The sequence below is a fragment of the Actinoplanes sp. NPDC051405 genome (genome assembly GCF_055586185.1).
Genome location: NZ_JBVJIR010000022.1, coordinates 90,328 through 103,420 on the forward strand (window position 1 = coordinate 90,328; position 13,093 = coordinate 103,420).

General features: G+C 70.7%; 10 protein-coding genes. 5 read left to right on the top strand and 5 right to left on the bottom strand.

The annotated features are described in order from the left end of the window. Positions 1 to 11: 11 nt before the first annotated feature. From ACZ6S4_RS37290 to ACZ6S4_RS37300, 3 genes are all read right to left on the bottom strand, one after another. Positions 12 to 857, bottom strand: a complete 846-nt coding sequence (locus tag ACZ6S4_RS37290; RefSeq protein ID WP_360815656.1) for a carbohydrate ABC transporter permease — start codon at positions 855 to 857, stop codon at positions 12 to 14. Next, positions 854 to 1,816, bottom strand: a complete 963-nt coding sequence (locus tag ACZ6S4_RS37295) for a carbohydrate ABC transporter permease (protein WP_433730452.1) — start codon at positions 1,814 to 1,816, stop codon at positions 854 to 856. The genes ACZ6S4_RS37290 and ACZ6S4_RS37295 overlap by 4 nt, the downstream gene beginning before the upstream one ends. 91 nt (positions 1,817 to 1,907) lie before the next feature. Next, the gene (locus ACZ6S4_RS37300) at positions 1,908 to 3,257 is read right to left on the bottom strand and encodes an ABC transporter substrate-binding protein (protein ID WP_465479427.1); all 1,350 of its coding nucleotides are present in this window, start codon (positions 3,255 to 3,257) and stop codon (positions 1,908 to 1,910) included. Between the two features lie 281 nt (positions 3,258 to 3,538). On the opposite strand from ACZ6S4_RS37300, the gene ACZ6S4_RS37305 reads away from it, so the two are divergent. Both ACZ6S4_RS37305 and ACZ6S4_RS37310 read left to right on the top strand, forming a co-directional pair. After that, positions 3,539 to 4,564 (top strand): LacI family DNA-binding transcriptional regulator, encoded by a 1,026-nt coding sequence (locus tag ACZ6S4_RS37305; RefSeq protein WP_465479428.1) that lies wholly within the window; start codon positions 3,539 to 3,541, stop codon positions 4,562 to 4,564. 152 nt (positions 4,565 to 4,716) lie between these two features. Further along, on the top strand, positions 4,717 to 5,754 hold the full coding sequence (locus tag ACZ6S4_RS37310) for a hypothetical protein (protein WP_465479429.1): 1,038 nt from the start codon (positions 4,717 to 4,719) through the stop codon (positions 5,752 to 5,754). 40 nt (positions 5,755 to 5,794) lie between these two features. Here ACZ6S4_RS37310 and ACZ6S4_RS37315 read toward each other — a convergent pair whose 3' ends face one another. Beyond that, positions 5,795 to 6,484, bottom strand: coding sequence for a DUF4190 domain-containing protein (locus ACZ6S4_RS37315; RefSeq protein ID WP_465479430.1), 690 nt, complete (start codon positions 6,482 to 6,484; stop codon positions 5,795 to 5,797). 111 nt (positions 6,485 to 6,595) lie between these two features. Between ACZ6S4_RS37315 and ACZ6S4_RS37320 the strand changes: the two genes are divergently transcribed. Further along, complete coding sequence (locus tag ACZ6S4_RS37320; RefSeq protein WP_465479431.1) at positions 6,596 to 8,215, top strand: methyl-accepting chemotaxis protein; 1,620 nt, start codon at positions 6,596 to 6,598, stop codon at positions 8,213 to 8,215. A gap of 336 nt (positions 8,216 to 8,551) precedes the next feature. On the opposite strand, the gene ACZ6S4_RS37325 is transcribed toward ACZ6S4_RS37320, so the two are convergent. Further along, complete coding sequence (locus tag ACZ6S4_RS37325) at positions 8,552 to 9,100, bottom strand: TetR/AcrR family transcriptional regulator (protein ID WP_465479432.1); 549 nt, start codon at positions 9,098 to 9,100, stop codon at positions 8,552 to 8,554. A 95-nt stretch (positions 9,101 to 9,195) separates the two neighbouring features. Here ACZ6S4_RS37325 and ACZ6S4_RS37330 point away from each other — a divergent pair, with 95 nt between their 5' ends. Together ACZ6S4_RS37330 and ACZ6S4_RS37335 are read left to right on the top strand one after the other, a co-directional pair. Further along, on the top strand, positions 9,196 to 11,046 hold the full coding sequence (locus ACZ6S4_RS37330) for a sensor histidine kinase (RefSeq protein ID WP_465479433.1): 1,851 nt from the start codon (positions 9,196 to 9,198) through the stop codon (positions 11,044 to 11,046). Positions 11,047 to 11,077: 31 nt separating this feature from the next. After that, the gene (locus tag ACZ6S4_RS37335) at positions 11,078 to 13,024 is read left to right on the top strand and encodes an ATP-binding protein (protein ID WP_465479434.1); all 1,947 of its coding nucleotides are present in this window, start codon (positions 11,078 to 11,080) and stop codon (positions 13,022 to 13,024) included. The last annotated feature ends 69 nt before the right edge of the window (positions 13,025 to 13,093 follow it).

Below are 13,093 nucleotides of genomic sequence, written 5' to 3' on the forward strand. Positions count from 1 at the left end.
CGAGGGGGATGTCACTTGAGGCTGCCGACGGCGAGCCCGCCCTGCCAGTACTTCTGCAGGGTGAGGAAGGCGATGACGAGCGGGACGATGGACACCAGCGAACCGGTGATGATCAGGCTCCACAGCGACTGCCCGCCGCCGTTGTTGGAGCTGGCCAGCTGCGACCACAGGCCGATGCCCACGGTCAACGGGTAGAGCTTCGAGTCGGACAGCATGGTCAGCGGCAGGAAGTAGTTGTTCCAGGTCGCGACCACCGACAGCAGCAGCACGGTGACCACCGCGGGACGCATCAGCGGCAGCGCCACCCGCAGGAACGTGCGAAGCTCGCCGGCGCCGTCGATGCGGGCCGCGTCGAGCAGCTCGTCGGGCACCGACGCCGAGGTGTAGACCCGCATCAGGTAGACGCCGAACGGGCTGAGCAGCGACGGCAGGATGACCGCCCAGACGGTGTCGGTCAGCCCGGCGTTGCTCATCATCACGAACGTCGGGATGACCAGGGCGGTCAGCGGCACCATGACCGAGCCGAGCACCAGGGCGAAGGTCAGGTTGCGGCCGCGGAAGCTGAACTTGGCGAAGCCGTAGCCGGCCAGCACCGAGATGACGGTCGAGCCGATCCCGCCGGTCAGCGCGTACAGCACGGAGTTGCCCAGCCAGCGCAGGTATTCGCCGTTGTTGAAGGTGACCAGGTCCTTCAGGTTGTCCACAAGGTGGAAGCCGTTGAACCACAGGGCGCCCGTGCCGGAGAACAGGCCCTCGGCGTTCTTCGTGCTGGCCACGACGAGCCACCAGACCGGGACCAGGAAGTAGCAGACCAGGGCGAGCAGGAACAGCTTCGCCCCGAGGTGGCGGTTGCTCACGTGAAGATGCTCCCTCGCTTGCGGGTGACGACCATGAACACGGCGACGGCCAGGAAGACCACGAAGCCCAGCGCGAACGAGATCGCCGAGGCGTAGTTGAACTGGGCGTAGGCGAAGGCCAGGTTGAACGCGTAGATGTTGGGGGTGAAGTCGGGCGTGACCGAGCCGTTGGCGATCGGCCCGAGGATCTGCGGCTCGGCGAAGAACTGCAGCGTGCCGATCAGCGAGAAGACCAGGATCAGCACGAACGCGGACGACACCATCGGCACCTTGATGCGCAGCGCGATCTGCCGGGAGCTGGCGCCGTCGATGCGGGCCGCCTCGTAGATGGACGTGTCGATGCTCTTCAGCGCGGCGTAGATGATCACCATGTAGTAGCCGGACCACTGCCAGGTGACCACGTTGAGCAGGCCGTAGAAGATGTTGCCCTGGCTGAGCAGGAACGGCGCCTGCACGTTGAACAGCGACGAGATCTGTTCCAGCGGACCGAAGCTGGGGCTGTAGAGGAAGCCCCACATGAGCGCGCCGAGCACGGCCGGGACCGCGTACGGCAGGAAGATCATCAGCCGGGAGAAGCGGGCCAGCCGGCCGGTGACCTCGTCCAGCACCAGCGCCGCGACCAGCGCGACGATCATCTGCAGCGGGATCACCACGAGGCTGAAGCGCAGCACCAGCCACAGTCCTTTGAGGAACGACGGGTCGGTGAACGCCCGGGTGTAGTTGTCGATCCCGGCGAAGGTGGTGCCGGTCGCGAGTCCCTTGGTGTAGAGGCTCAGGTAACCCGCGTACAGCAGAGGTGCGACCAGGAAGACCGCGAACACGACCAGGAACGGGAAGATGAAGAGCCAGCCGGCGGCGCCACGGCGCGCCGATCGGCGGCGCCGGGGCGGCGCGGTGGCCCGGGGTACGCCGGTGCTGTCACGCAGCGCCGCGGGCGGGGTCGATCTGATGACGGCCATGGGTTCACGTCTCCTCTGCGGCGTCGTCGCAGCCACGGATGGGGGCGGACGGCCGCCGCAGGGTGGACCCCGGCGGCCGTCCGGCCGGCGGTCACTGGACGGTGAAGCCCTGGCTCTTGGCGTACTTGACCATGATGTCCTGCAGCTCGGTGGCGGCCTGGTCACCGGTGGTCTTGCCGCTGTTGATCTTCACGATCTGGGCCTGGAGCTGGGCGTAGTAGTACACGGTGAACGGGCTGTACGTCGCACCCTGGTACGCGTTCGCGGCCGGGATGTAGATGTCCTTGTTGGCCGTCTGCCCGTTGAAGAAGTCGACCTTGTTGTTGATGAAGGCGTCGGACTTCAGCACGTCCTGGTTGAGCGGGAAGATGGTCTGCGTCTTCCAGCCGTCGGTCAGCGACGCCTCGTCGGCGTACAGGCCCTTGGCCACCTCGGCCGCGGCCTTCTTGTCGGACGCCTGCGAGGTCACCGCGAAGGTCGAGCCGCCCCAGTTGACCGAGACCGGCGCGTTCGCGTCCCACTGCGGCAGCGGCGCCACGGCGAACTTGCCCTTCTCCTTGCCGCTGCCGACGCCGGCCCCGGTCAGGTAGCCGGGCGCCCAGGCGGCGGAGACGTACGTCGCGTACTTGCCGTTGACGACGCCGGCGATGTAGTCGGTGGTGAACTGGTCCTCGGTGCCGATGAGCTTCTTCGTGGCCAGCCCGCCCCAGTAGTTGAGCACGTCCTTGGTGGCCTGGTCGTCGAGCTTGATGGTGATGTTCTGCTTGTTGGCCAGGTCGTAGGTGAACGGGTTGGCGCCCTTCTGGATCATCAGCGCGGTCGCCACGGCCGGCACGTTGCTGCCGAAGTCGCCGAAGTTCGGCCCGCCCGCACCCTTCACCTTGGCGGCGGCCTCGGCGTACTCGGCCCAGGTCTTCGGCGGAGTCTTGATCCCGTACTTCGCGAAGACGTCGGTGCGGTAGATCATCGCCATCGGGCCGCCGTCGACCGGGATGGCGTAGACGGCGTCGCCCTGCGAGACGTCCTTCCAGGCGCCGGCGCTGAACTTGGCCTTCACGTCGTTGGCCCCGTACGGCGCCAGGTCGACCAGGGCCTCCTGGATCTCGAAGCCGACCAGCTGGTCCGCCTCCAGCATGATCACGTCGGGTGCGCCCTTCTTCGCGGAGATCGCCGTCTGGAACTTGGCGTACTCCGGCGCGCCCTGGCCCGCGTTGGTCCAGCAGACCTGTACGTCGGTGTGGGCGTTGTTGAAGTTGTCGACGACCTTGGCCATGTTCGGGTACCAGGCCCAGACCGACACCGCGGTGGCCTCCGGGTGAACGATCTTGTTGGTGCAGTTCGTCGGCTTGGCCGCGGTGCCGCCACCCTCGTCGCCGCCCGAGCAGGCGGCCACACCGAGGACGAGGGACAGTACGGGCATCGCAATGATGAGACGTCTCATGGTCGGCATCTTCCGGGAACTCATTCGGTGGCCTCCTGGCTGGATTTCGCGCATGGGGGATCGCCGCTCCTCGCTCTGCGTAGTCAGCAGGCGGGAGCGGAACCGCGGGAGAGAGCCCGGACGACCGTGGCGTCCTTCCCCGGTGAAGTGTGTTGTAAGTTACGATTGCAGCGCTGCAAAGGACTATGCACCGGCTCAACGGCTCTGGCAAGAGGCAACCTCTCGGAAATACGATCGTCACCTCGGGCACACCGTCGCCCGTCTCAGCAAGGAGGGGCCACATGCGAGACATCACGCTGCGTGACGTTGCCAAGCTCGCCGGGGTCTCCCCCCGTACGGTCTCCAACGTGGTGAACGGCTACGCCCAGGTGGCGCCGGCGACCCGGGAGAAGGTCGAGCGGGCCATCGCCGAGCTCGGCTACCGGCCCAACGTGCTCGCCCGCAACCTGGCCAACGGGCGGTCGGGGCAGATCGCTGTCGTGGTGCCGTACCTGGACACGCCGTACTTCGCCGAGCTGCTGCAGGCGATCATCCCGGCCGCCCGCAAGGGCGGTTACAACGTCCTGATCGATCAGACCGACGGCGACCGCCAGCACGAGGGCGAGCTGATCGGGCGCGGCTCGCGGGGTTTCCTGTTCGACGGCATGATCATCAGTCCGCTCGGCCTGTCCCAGCAGGACCTCACGGTGCGTGATCTTGCCCTGCCCCTGGTCGTGCTGGGCGAACGCGTCTCCGACGGCACCTTCGACCACGTCGGGATCGACGACATCGCCGCCTCCACCGACGCTGTCACCCACCTGATCTCGCTGGGCCGGCGCCGGATCGCGGCCATCGGCGACCAGCCGTACGCGACCGGCGAGGCCGCCCAGCTGCGCACCCGAGGCTTCCGCGCGGCCCACGCCGCCGCCGGGCTCCCGGTCGACGAGTCGCTGATCATCAGCACCGCCCGGTTCAACCGGATCGACGGCGTGACCGCGATGGCCGCGCTGCTCGACCGGGCGGATCCACCGGACGCGGTGTTCTGCTACAGCGACCTGGTCGCCTCGGGCGCGATCCACACCATCCTCGAGCGCGGGCTGCGCATCCCCGAGGACATCGCGATCATCGGCTACGACGACATCGAGGACGGGCGCTACAGCCACCCCACGATCAGCACCATCTCCCCCGACAAGACCGCGATCGCGCAGCTGGCGGTGGAGCGGCTGATCATGCGGATCGGCAGCTCCGGGCCGGTGCCCGGGGTGGAGCTGCTGGCCGAGCACCGGCTGATCCCTCGCCAGAGCACGCTCGGCCGCGCCGCGCCCTGACCCGGCCCCGCAGAGGGTCCCGAATGCCCGGGACTTTGGTCCTGACCTGGCCCGCGAGCGCCCCGGAGAACTCAACCTGCCCGTAGAAAGGACGACGTACAGCAGGACAGGCGCCGCAACAGAGCGGCGCCGGGGCACAGGGAGCGGGAACGATGAAGGTCACTCTGGGACGTGGTGCCGCCGTTGCGGGCACCGCCGCCGTGGCGCTGCTGGCGTCAGCCTCCCCGGCCTCGGCGCACGAGAAGTGGTTCGTCGACGAGCCCGGCTCCTACCCCACCGACTGGGCGTTCGCGCTGCGGCCCATCACCTTCGGCCTGATCGTCGCGGTGGTCCTGGCCACCATCGTGTGGCGGTACGTCGCCGTGCGCCACCTGCCCACGCCGGAGCTGCGGCCGCTGCGGTTCGTCGGCCGGATCATCCCGTACGTCCCCCGGCTGCTCGCCATCCACCTGGGCGTCTCGTTGCTGGCCGCCGCGGTCACCGGCCACTTCCTCACCCACGACCTGAAGGTCGAGAACCTCACCGGCGGCGTGGCGCTGCTGCTCGCCGAGGGCGCCCTGGGCATCTGGTTCATCACCGGCATCCGGTTGCGCCCCGCGGCACTGGCCCTCACCGTCATCGGGCCGCTGGCCCTGCTGCTCACCGGGCCGGTCGGGCTGCTCTCGGCCATGGACCTGCTCGGCGTGGCGGTGTTCCTGGCCTTCGTGCCGCCGTCGGACGAGACCTTCGGCCGGGTGGAGCTGGACGCCGTGACCCTGCGCCGGGCGCTGTTCGGCCTGCGGCTGGGTGCCGGTGGTGCTCTGATCACGCTCGCCTTCGCGGAGAAGCTGGCCAACCCCGCGCTGGCCCGCGAGACCCTGCACCTCTACCCGCAGCTCGACGTCTTCTCGCTGGTCGGCATCCACTTGAGCCCGGACACTTTCGTCGCCGTCGCGGGCGCCACCGAGCTGCTGTTCGGCCTGCTGGTGATCTCCGGCGCGCTGCCGCAGGTCGCCGTACTGGTCGCGGGCATCCCGTTCAACGCGACCCTGCTGCTCTTCGGCGGCACCGAGCTGCTCGGTCACCTGCCGGTCTACGGCGTCTTCCTGACGCTGCTCGCCTACGGCTCCAACGAGCGGACCGCCGCGCTGGTGCGCTGGCTGCCGCCGGTGCGGGCCCGGCTGCTGCGCCGCCCGGCCCTGGCCCGCTGAATCCCGCCGATCCGCTGATCCCGTTGCCTGTGCAGCGGGATCAGCGGCGTAGCGAGCCGGTCGTGGGCACCCGCAGATGGTGGGCCAGGCACAGCACGTCGCGCTCCGACGGCCAGTCCAGCTCCTCGGGAGGCACGGCGAGCACCGTCCACGAGTCCTCGTCCAGCTTGACGCCGGCATAGCCGGCGTAGCGGTCGTCGCAACCGGCGTGAGCGGTCTCCTTGACCCGTGCGTCGCCCGGCCACTCGCCCTCCCGCAGGGGGAAGAGAGCGAAGACCTCGCTGTAGTGCGTCGTCGAGCAGGGCACCACGTCCACATAGCTGCCGGTCTGCGAGCTGATGTCCTTGAGACAGTCACCCACCCGCAGCTCGGTCACCTTCATCTCGCGGGCGCCGTTGATCGCGCCGGTGGCGTCGCGGTCCGGGCCGTCGGCGGCATCCCGTACGACGGCCACGCCGACCGCGACCGCGATGGCGAGCACCCAGCAGCCGCAGACGACCAGCCCCGCGATCGCGTAGAAGCGGCCGCGCCGGTCGCCGTTGCGCTTGCTCTGCCGCAGGCCGATGACGCCGAAGATGACGCTCGGCAGGCCCGCGCAACCCACCAGGGCCAGGGCCAGCGAGGCGATGGAGAAGCCGTTGGTCTTGCCGTTCCAGGCCGGCCGGGGCGGAGGCGGCGGCGTGTAGGCCGGGTACTGCGGGCCGGGCGTGAGCGGGGGCTGGTGATCCACAGCGGGCAGGATACGGCCACCGCCGGAGATGTTTGCGATGACTTCTCAGACCGGCTTCGCCACGGACGATGCAGAAGTTGGAAGGGTGCCGAGGAACGGGGCGAGGGACACATGAAGGTCGGGTTGCGCAGCGTCCGGATCAGTAGCCGGCTGGTCGCCGCGATGGTGGTGCTGCTGGCGTTGCTGACCGCGGTGGTGGCTGTCGGACTGTCGGCCATCGCCGACCAGTCGCGCGCGACCGCCACGCTCGCCGACTACTCGACGGCCAACCAGCTCGCCAAGCAGGTCAAGTTCCGGTCGGCGGACTTCAACGGCTGGCAGACCGCGTACGCGTTCGACATCGTCCGCGGGGTCGACGGCGCCGCGGCCGACACCGCCGAGGCGCGCGCCGCGTTCCTGGCCTCGGCCGCCGCGTTCCGCCAGGAGTTGCAGGCCCTCCGTGGCACGCGCATCACCGCCGCGGAAACGGAGCTGATCGACCGCATCACGCAACACTTCGACGAGTTCTCCGCGCTGGACCGCACCATCGTCGAGGCGTACCGCAGCGGCGCCGCGACGCAGGTCGCGCGGGCCAACCAGCTGGTGGCCGTCGACGAGATCAAGATTTTCAACGAGATCGCCGCCAGCGTGGACTCGCTCACGTCCTCGATCGACGCCCGGTCCGCCGCCGCGATGACCGACGCCTCGGCCGCCGCCGACCGCTCCTCGGTGGTCATGGTCTCGGCCGGCGTGCTCACCGTCCTGCTCGGTGCCGCGCTCGCCTTCGTGCTGATCCGGTCCATCATCCGGCCGCTCGGCACGCTCAACCACCGGCTCGCCGAGATCGCCGACGGCGACGGCGACCTGACCCAGCGGATCGTCGACGACGGCCGGGACGAGATCGCCGAGGCGGCAGGCGGCTTCAACCGCTTCGCCGACCGGATGCAGGAGCTGGTCGCCGCGGTCGCCGCCGGGGCGCGGCAGGTGTCGGACGCCGCCGACGAGCTCAGCACGGTCAGCACCCAGCTCGCCGGGGGCGCCGAGGAGACCAGCGCGCAGGCCGGAGTCGTCAGCGCCAGCGCCGAGGAGGTGTCCACCATCGTGTCGACTTTGGCAGCCTCCGCCGAGGAGATGAACGCCTCCATCGCCGAGATCTCGCGCAGCGCCTCCCGGGCCAGCGACATCGCCCGCGGCGGCGTGCAGGCCACACGGGAGGCCGACGAGACCGTGACCCGCCTCGGCGCCTCGTCGGCCGAGATTCAGACAGTGGTCAAGCTCATCACCGACATCGCCGCGCAGACCAATCTGCTCGCCCTGAACGCCACCATCGAGGCCGCCCGCGCGGGCGAGGTCGGCAAGGGCTTCGCCGTGGTCGCCGGCGAGGTCAAGGAGCTGGCGCAGCAGACCGCGTCGGCCACCGAGGAGATCGCCCGCAAGGTCGAGGCGATCAGCGAGGGCTCCGGCGCGGCGGCGGCCGTCATCGCCCGGATCTCCACCGTGGTGACCGAGATCAACGACACCCAGCTGACCATCGCCTCGGCCATCGAGGAGCAGACCGCGACGACGCAGGAGATGTCCCGCAACGTCGGCGAGACCGCCGTCGGGGCCGGCGAGATCGCCACCAACATCGTCGGCGTGGCCCAGGCCGCCGAGCAGGCCAGCGCGGGCGCGCAGACCACGCAGACGACCGCCCGGTCGCTCGTCGACGCGGCGGCGACGCTGAACGGGCTGGTCAGCACCTTCCGCTACTGACCGCCCCGGCAGTCAGCGGGCCGCCAGCGCCGCCGGGCCAGGCCGTCCGAGGCGCGCAGCGACATCGTCGCACCGACCTCGGACACGATGGCGCCGATCAGGAACACCCAGCTCGTCCCGACGCCTCCGGGCGCTGCGCGGGCTGGGAGCCGAGCTCGACGGTGAGCACTCCGGCGATGATCAGGGCGATGCCCAGACCCATCAGAGCGGTCAGCGGTTCGCCCTAGATCACGGCGGACAGGACCGCGGTCACCGTGACACCGCCCCAGACGCCGTACGCGACGCCGATCTGTATGCCCTCGCCGCCGATCGCCGTGGCCGGCATGAACCACTTCCTCATCGGTCCACCCCGCCCGCCGTGAGGGTGCGGATCAACGCCACCACGGCGTCACGGTCCTCGGGCCGGGGCGGGAAGACCCCGGTCGCCTCAGCGGCCCAGAGACCGTCGGCGGCGAGGCGGGCGACGGTCAAGGCGGCCCGGGTACGCCCGTCGAGCCCGGCCGGCAGCTCGAACCAGCGGGCCATCCGCTCCAGCCAGGGCCCCGAGAGGCCGGGACGGTACGCGGCCTCGGTGTAGATGGCGTACTCCGCGCGGCAGTCCGCGCCCCGGGCGGCGACAGCGGCGTAGGCGCGGATGCGTTCGGCCGGCGTCGCCTGCTCCAGCGGTCCTCCGATGATCTCCACCATCGCGTGCTCCAGGCTGGCGGCGGCGTGGTCGACGATCGCCAGCATCAGCGCCTCACGGTTCGGGAAGTGGTACATCAGGCCGGGCTTGGTGACCCCGGCCTCCCGGGCGACGGCGTCCAGGGTGATGTCGGCACCGTCCGCTCCCCGCATCAGCCGCAAGGAGGCGTCGAGCAGGGCGGTCCGCTGGCTGGGTCTCATGGCTGTTACTTTACCGTCCGGAAGGTAAAGTAACCATGCCATCGATTCGCCCGATCCACCCGTACCGGGCCGGCCGGCCGCGTAGCCTGAGCCGAGTGATACCCGCGCCGACGGTGGAGACCCCGGCCGGCGGTGCACCCCGCACCCGGGGACGTCGGTCGCGGATCGTCGTCCTCGTCGTGGCGCTCGGCATGATCGGTACGGTGCTGGCGGTTGGCGCGCTGCGGCGGGCCGCCGAGGACCGCTTCGATCAGGCGCTGGACCAGCGGACCACGATGGTCGCGCGCACGCTGACCGCCGAGATGCGGCGCTACACCACTTCCCTGCTCGACCTCGCCGCCGCGGTCGGCGCCCAGGGACAGCTGTCGAAGCCGGAGTTCGACGCGATCACCGCCGCGACGGACCGGCAACGGCTGCCCGGCGCCACCGGAGTGGCGCTGGTCGTGCCGGCCACCGGCGCCGAGGTTGCCCGGGTGCAGGCCGAATGGCGCCGCGCCGGCAGCACCAGCCTGCGGTTGCGGCCCGCGCCGGGGCACGCCTCCGAGCATCTGTTCGTGGTCCTGAGCCGGGCCATCGACGGCAGCGGCTCGTCCGCGGGTCAGGACCTCGCGGCGGCACCCGAGGCGGCAGCGGTGCTCAGCCAGGCCCGCGAAGGTCACCAGGTCGCGATCAGTGCCAGCTACCGCCTGCTGCAGGACGCCGCCGTACCGCAGGAGGCCCAGCAGCTGGGCTTCGCGCTGGCCGCGCCGGTCTACTCCACCTCCCCGTCGGCGAGCGACGCCGGGCAGTTCCGCGGCTGGATGGTGATGGCACTGCGCGGCGGCGACTTCCTCCAGGACGCGATCAGCCGGATCGCCGGGGAGACGGTCGCGGTGACGCTCTCGGACGCGTCGAACGGCGTCGCCACCCTGGTCGGGCGCCGGTTGCCGAGCGCGGCGATCGACGAGAGCCGGCCCGCCCGTACCCTGCCGGTCCCGGTGCCGCAGCGCACCTGGCAGGTCACCGTCGCGCCCACCGACCTGGTGCTGGCCGGCACCGCGCTGCACCTGGACATCGTCGCCGCCCTGATCGGCACGCTGATCACCGCGCTGCTCGCGGCCCTGACCGGCACGGTGGTCAGCTCCCGCGACCGCGCACTGCGGCGGGTCGACGCCGCGACCGCGGCGCTGCGCGATGACATCAACCGCCGGGAGGCGGTCGAGCAGCAGCTGCGCCGGCGCGAGGAGGAACTGGTCGGCTTCGCCGGTGTCGTCGCCCACGATCTGCGCAGCCCGCTGGCCCGGATCACCGGGTACGCCGACTTCCTGCGTGAGGAGGCCGCACCCAGGCTGGAGCCGGAACACCGCGAGTTCCTGGAGCGGCTGTACGGGGGCGCCCAGCGGATGCAGTCGCTGATCGACGACCTGCTGAACTACGCGACGGCGGACAATCGGACGTTACGGCGTACCGAGGTGGATCTGAACCGGCTGGTGGCCGACGTGATCCGGGACCGGGTCGGCGGCACGGGCGGGCGGCAGCCGACGATCGTGGTCGAGCCGCTGCCCAGCGTCGACGGGGATCCGGTCCTGCTGCGCCAGGTCGTGGACAACCTCGTCGGCAACGCTCTGAAGTACACCCCCGCCGGGCAGCAGCCGTGCCTCGAGATCACCGGTACGCCGCTGGACGCGGGCGGCTGGTGCATCGAGATCGCCGACCGGGGCATCGGCATCCCGGCGGCCCAGCGCGCGACCGTGTTCGACCCGTTCATCAGGGCGGACGGCAGCCAGCCGTACCACGGCACCGGGCTGGGGCTCGCCATCGTGCACCGCATCATCGAACGCCACGGCGGCGAGGTCGGGGTGCGGGAGAATCCGGGCGGCGGCAGCCGGTTCTGGTTCACCGTGCCGGCCACTCCCCCGGACGGGCTGAGCACCGCCTCCGCCGAACAGACCGGCGCCGGTCGCTAAGTACCGCAGCTTCCGGTCCGAACAGACGGGTGTGCCGGACCAGATCTTTCTCCTCGGCAACACCGTCATCATGGTGGCGTACGCGGCGATCTCCGTCGCGATCGCCGTCCCGGTGGCCCGTGCCGGGCAGCTGCGCACCAACCGGCTGGCCGCGGCGACCGCGCTGATCTTCTTCAGCTGCGCGGTCGGGCACGGCTTCCACGCCTCCGCGGCGTACCAGGCAATGGTCTCCGGGCACGCCCACGCCGGGATGACCGCGGGGTCCTGGGCCGCGGCCTGCTGGGATCTGCTCACGGCAGCCGTCGGCGTCTACTACTGGACGCTGCGGCGCGGCTACGGCGTCATGCTCCGCCGAGGCGCGATCTACCACGACCCCGCCGGCCAGCAGCACCTGGAGGTGGCCGACGCCCGCGAGCGGGCCGCTCAGGACCTGGCCGAGAGCCACCGCGCCACGCTCGCCGCCGTCGTGGAGCACAGCGACGACGCGATCATCGGGGTCACGCCGGCCGGTACGGTCACGGCCTGGAACGGCGGCGCGGAGCGTCTCTTCGGCTACACCGCGGCGGAGGTGATCGGGCGCCCGGCGTCCATGCTGGCCGACGGCGAGGGGCTCGGCGAGCAATCCGACGTCCTGTCCCGGGTCGTTGCGGGCGAGCGCAGCCTGCACTACGAGGCCACCCGGGTGCACAAGGACGGCTCGCCGCTCGAGATCGCGGTGAGCGTGGCCCCCATCCTGGGTCGCGACGACGCGATCATCGGGGTCTCCGTGGTGGCCCGCGACATCGCCGCCGCGAAACAGGCGGCCGAGCGCCGCCGGCAGGTGGAGGAACGCACCCACCAGGCCCAGCGGATGGAGAGCCTCGGCAAGCTCGCCGGCGGGGTCGCCCACGACTTCAACAACATCCTGGCGATCATCGTCAACTACACCGACTTCGCGGCCGAGCAGTCGGCGGATCCCGCCGTCCGCGCCGACCTGGAACACGTCCGGATCGCCGCCGACCGGGCCATCAGCCTCACCCACCAGCTGCTGGTCTTCACCCGCGGGGACACCATCCAGCCGCAGGACATCGACCTGAACGCGTCCATCGACGAGGTCCGGGCGATGCTGCACCGGACCATCGGCGAGGACATCGATCTGCGGACCAAGCCTGCTCCGGCACCGCTGACGGTGCACGCCGACGCGGGCCAGATCCAGCAGGTGCTGCTGAACCTCTCGCTCAACGCCCGCGACGCGATGCCCCAGGGCGGCACGCTGGTGATCGAGGCCGGCCGGGCCCGGCTGGACGAGCACCAGCTCGACATGCACCCTGAGTTGGCGCCCGGCACGTACGCCCGGTTGCAGGTGAGCGACACCGGTGAGGGCATCGAGCCGGAGGTCGCCGCGCACATCTTCGAGCCGTTCTACACCACCAAGCCGCGGGGCCAGGGCACCGGCCTGGGACTGTCCACCGTGTACGGCATCGTGACGGAGGCGGGCGGCAGCATCAACGTGTACTCGGAGCCCGGGGTCGGCACCACCTTCCGGGTGTACCTGCCCCTGGTCGAGACGTCGCAGGACGCGGCGGTCACCCGTGCCGTCGAGGCGGCTGTGCCGCAGGGGCACCAGGAGACGGTTCTGGTCGTCGAGGACGAACCGGCGCTCGGCCGGATCGTCGCCCGGATCCTGAGTCAGGGCGGCTACCGCGTGCTGTCGGCGGCGTCCGGACGGGAGGCGCTGGAACTGGATCGCGACCAGGGCTGTGACCTGCTGTTGACGGATGTGATCATGCCGGGGATGTCCGGTCCGCGGCTCGCCGAGCTGCTGGCGGCCCGGCACCCCGGCCTGCCGGTGTTGTTCATGTCGGGCTACAGCAACGGGCTGCTCGGCTCGACCCACGTACTGGACCCGGACATCGCCTTCATCGAGAAGCCGTTCACCGCGGACGACCTGCTCCGGCGGGTCAGCAGCGTGCTGAGCAGCACCACGACGCGGTCGTAACGGCCGCGGCCACAACCGCAGGCCGAGCAGCACCACGACGCGGTCGTAACGGCCGCGGCCACAACCGCA

Excerpts from the sequence above, each read along its gene's own strand:
- ACZ6S4_RS37300 (WP_465479427.1), bottom strand. The coding sequence starts at position 3,257 with ATGAGACGTCTCATCATTGCGATGCCCGTACTGTCCCTCGTCCTCGGT.
- ACZ6S4_RS37295 (WP_433730452.1), bottom strand. The coding sequence starts at position 1,816 with ATGGCCGTCATCAGATCGACCCCGCCCGCGGCGCTGCGTGACAGCACC.
- ACZ6S4_RS37320 (WP_465479431.1), top strand. The coding sequence starts at position 6,596 with ATGAAGGTCGGGTTGCGCAGCGTCCGGATCAGTAGCCGGCTGGTCGCC.
- ACZ6S4_RS37310 (WP_465479429.1), top strand. The coding sequence starts at position 4,717 with ATGAAGGTCACTCTGGGACGTGGTGCCGCCGTTGCGGGCACCGCCGCC.
- ACZ6S4_RS37305 (WP_465479428.1), top strand. The coding sequence starts at position 3,539 with ATGCGAGACATCACGCTGCGTGACGTTGCCAAGCTCGCCGGGGTCTCC.
- ACZ6S4_RS37325 (WP_465479432.1), bottom strand. The coding sequence starts at position 9,100 with ATGAGACCCAGCCAGCGGACCGCCCTGCTCGACGCCTCCTTGCGGCTG.